Annotated in this window: 2 protein-coding genes and 1 pseudogene; 1 reads left to right on the top strand and 2 read right to left on the bottom strand. The window is 52.8% G+C overall.

Annotation, left to right across the window (positions count from 1 at the left end):
- Positions 1-295 precede the first annotated feature (295 nt).
- The gene (locus tag BUB76_RS17230; protein WP_175550339.1) at positions 296-1,075 is read right to left on the bottom strand and encodes an FkbM family methyltransferase; all 780 of its coding nucleotides are present in this window, start codon (positions 1,073-1,075) and stop codon (positions 296-298) included.
- A 76-nt stretch (positions 1,076-1,151) separates the two neighbouring features.
- A complete protein-coding gene (locus BUB76_RS17770) occupies positions 1,152-1,904 on the bottom strand; it encodes a hypothetical protein (protein WP_139250923.1) in 753 nt (250 codons plus the stop codon).
- 303 nt (positions 1,905-2,207) lie between these two features.
- Here BUB76_RS17770 and BUB76_RS17235 point away from each other — a divergent pair.
- A pseudogene (locus BUB76_RS17235) lies at positions 2,208-3,175 on the top strand (IS481 family transposase).
- Positions 3,176-3,347: the final 172 nt, after the last annotated feature.

Genomic DNA, 3,347 nt, shown 5'->3' on the forward strand with positions numbered 1-3,347 from the left:
GGCTTCTCTCGCTTCCCAGCCATTCTCTGGTCCTCTCCATGACGGGATCATTCTATCCCAGTGGGCGGACCACTTCAGAGGGGGCATTTCAGAGAAACCGGCAGCATGCCGCGTACGGTGGACCAGTCAAAATGGGCGGAAAGCTGCTATTCGCCGCGTCAATCATGAACCGCGGCTATCGCTGTGCTCAAAGGCTACACAGCGATCAGCATGCATTTCATGGACGTATTGGAAAAGTTCGTCCGGGGAAAGGGAAAAATCGGCCGTCATCCCATTTGCGCAACAGAGCCCAAGACTACCTGTAAGTCGACAACCGTCCATCCCGAATCAATACTATGTCAAGCTGTTTCAGAGGCTTTGCCATGTCTCCGATCTGAAGATCTTTTTCCGGATCACTCAAATTAACCGCCCTGCTAAAGCCAGATCGGCGGAGTAAGTCTATCATCGCATTTCGCTCTTCAATCGTATGAGATTGAGCATTCCACTCAATCGCGCACAAGTTGCATCTACCGAGACTGTTCTTCCCACCATGAAGAACTTCGATCTCCCATCCCTCGACATCTATGAATAGGTCAAATGGCTCATCCCCCTCCAGGAAATCATCGAGACTTACAACGGGAACGTTGATGAATCCTTGACCAAAATCAGTTTTAAACGAATGCCTGCCAACACTCATTGGGTTAATATTGAGAGGAAGTTTGCCCTCCTCACTTCCCACCGCCGCCATATGCGCCAACACGCTCTCATAGCCCAGAAGGTTCACCTCTAGCAGAGAGAAGTTCTGCGGGTGAGGCTCAAAGCAATCTACCCTCTGATACTTCCCTGAGTGGGCAATGCTTCTGGCGGTCGTGCCGACATTCGCGCCAACGTTTACAATCCTGCTGGACTCTGTCTTAAAGCTCAGAAAGTTCTCTATAATTTCAGAACCGTAAAAATGCCCCCTGATGAAGCTCTCGATGATAGAGCGGGAGTTCGTTGGGACAAAAATAGGGCCGCACTTTGTATCGAAGCCTACACTTGATACTTCATGGGATTGAAGTAGCCTTATCAGTTCTTTCGGTTCATTGCTGATCATGCGCGCAATTGTCCTGATAAGGAACCGCTTGAAGACATTCATGGTGTGGGCTCAGCTATGAAAAGAGTTGCAATAGTCAATTTTTGACCCAATAACTTTTGCCCTTAACTGTTTTCTTTGTGAGGCCGCTCTCTTCCCTGAAGGCGCGGCCAATATCTTTAATCAAGAATTTCCCGTTTTTAGAGATAATCCTGTTGCGAAAATTTCTAGTGAAATTCTGGAGTTTAACATTTCTCCCATCGTATAGCTGCTTTTCTGGATCTAGTGACATGTCCATCATAGACCCGCATGCAGCTGCAAACTCTCGCTCGAGAAATGAGGGGCTGGTTGTGAATACTGGCTCGTCGTCAAGATATTCACGTCCAAAGTTGAAACCAAGAAACTTGTGTCGCCTCCACTTGCAGTGAAAGGGGATCTGAGGCGACCAATTCTTCTCTCGAGTCAGAATAGAAACCTGACGGACCTCGGTCGAAAAATATGGTAGGACCATGTCCTCCGTGATTTGGGATTCTGCGATCCAATCGTCTTCCAAATGAAGGCAGAAGGGGGAGCGAACTGATTGCCACAACCAGCTCACAGAATTAGTAAATGATGGCGCCGCGGGCTTGCGAATAACCGCATTCGGGAAAAAGCCGAGAACGATCTCCTCAGCTTGAGACACCTCGTTCTCCCCGCCTTGAAATCTGTCGATGTTCGCGAAGATGTTGGTCAGCCGGAAATTACTTAAGACATTACTTGAAAAACTTTTCAATGTTTTTTCCAGAAGGGGCGGACGAGCTCCGGACACTAGTAAAAGGTCCATCTCCGTGGAGGGTTCAAAGGTTTGCAAGGCTTTACTCCTTTACTTGGTCGCCCGGCAAAGACGCAGTTGCATACCGTAGTTGTGCCTTTGTGGCATGTATTCGGCTGCTCAGAAAGACCTATACGGCGCGGCGGGCCGCCTTGATCTCGACTCAAGCCCCCAGGTGGAGGCAAAGGGCTTCCACCGGTCTTGAAATCGCTCCTACTCCGAGTGCGCTAGGTGTTGGATCCCACGGTTTGATGGTGTGATCCTTTCGAAGGAATGGAAGGATGCCCTATGGGACAAGTTCGTCACTGAAGCGCCACGACCACGTACGCCGTCAGAGCAGCAATACAGCGATCGCAAGCTTCGCTCGCGACGTTGAGCCGGGAGCTCGGGATCAATCCCAAAACGGTTGCGAAGTGGCGCAAACGGCAGACGGTCGATGATCTTAAGACCGGCCCAAAGGATCCACGTTCGACGGTCCTCACAGAGGCTGAGGAGGCGGCCGTCGTCGCATTTCGGCGCCATACGCTGCTACCGCTTGATGACTGTCTCTATGCCCTCCAGCCGTCTATCCCGCACCTGACACGCTCAGCACTGCACCGCTGTCTATAGCGACATGGCATCTCGCGCCTGCCTGACGTCGGGGCGACAAGCCGAAGCGGTCGAAGTTCAAACGCTACCCTATCGGCTTCTTCCACATCGACATTGCCGAGGTGCAGACTGCTGAAGGAAAGCTGTTCTTGCTCGTCGGCATCGACCGCACGAGCAAGTTTGCCGTAACCCAGCTCGTCGAGAAGGCGGACGGAAAGACGGCCTGGGAGTTCCTGCAACACATGCTCGAAGCCGTGCCATATCAGGTCCAAACCATTCTAACCGACAACGGCATTCAGTTCGCCGAGCAGCCCCGCAACCGCAACACCGCGTATTCACGTCCGATGCGCTTTGACATGATCTGTGAGGCAAATGGGATCGAGCACCGGCTTACCAAACCCAACCATCCTTGGACCAACGGACAGGTCGAACGGATGAACCGCACGATCAAGGAGGCCACCGTAAAACGCTTCCACTACGACAGCCATGATCAGCTGCGAACGCACCTCTCGGACTTCGTCGCAGCATACAACTTCGCGCGCCGGCTCAAGACCCTCAGCGGCCTCACGCCCTACGAATACATCTGCAAAATCTGGACATCAGAGCCGGATCGATTCATCCTCGACACAATCCACCAGATGCCGGGACTGAACACGTCAAAAAGGGGGCTTTCGCCCGGTCTGGCCCCCGTTTCGCCGGACACTCAGGCAGTTGCGGTTTGAGCTTCGATGAACTCGCGAGGCGAGCGCATCTTCAGTCCTGAGTGCGGGTGGTTGTTGTTGTGGCCTCGAACCACCCGACTGAGCTGCCCCAACCGAGTGGTCCAGGTTGATTGTTAGTGCATCGCTGGTCGCCGGTCGACGGCTATGATGCTCTCCGGCGCCGGAGGCCTGT

The sequence above is a fragment of the Palleronia salina genome (genome assembly GCF_900141995.1).
GTDB lineage: Bacteria > Pseudomonadota > Alphaproteobacteria > Rhodobacterales > Rhodobacteraceae > Palleronia > Palleronia salina.

Coding starts and splice junctions, on each gene's coding strand:
- BUB76_RS17230 (WP_175550339.1), bottom strand. CDS start 1,075: ATGATCAGCAATGAACCGAAAGAACTGATAAGGCTACTTCAATCCCAT.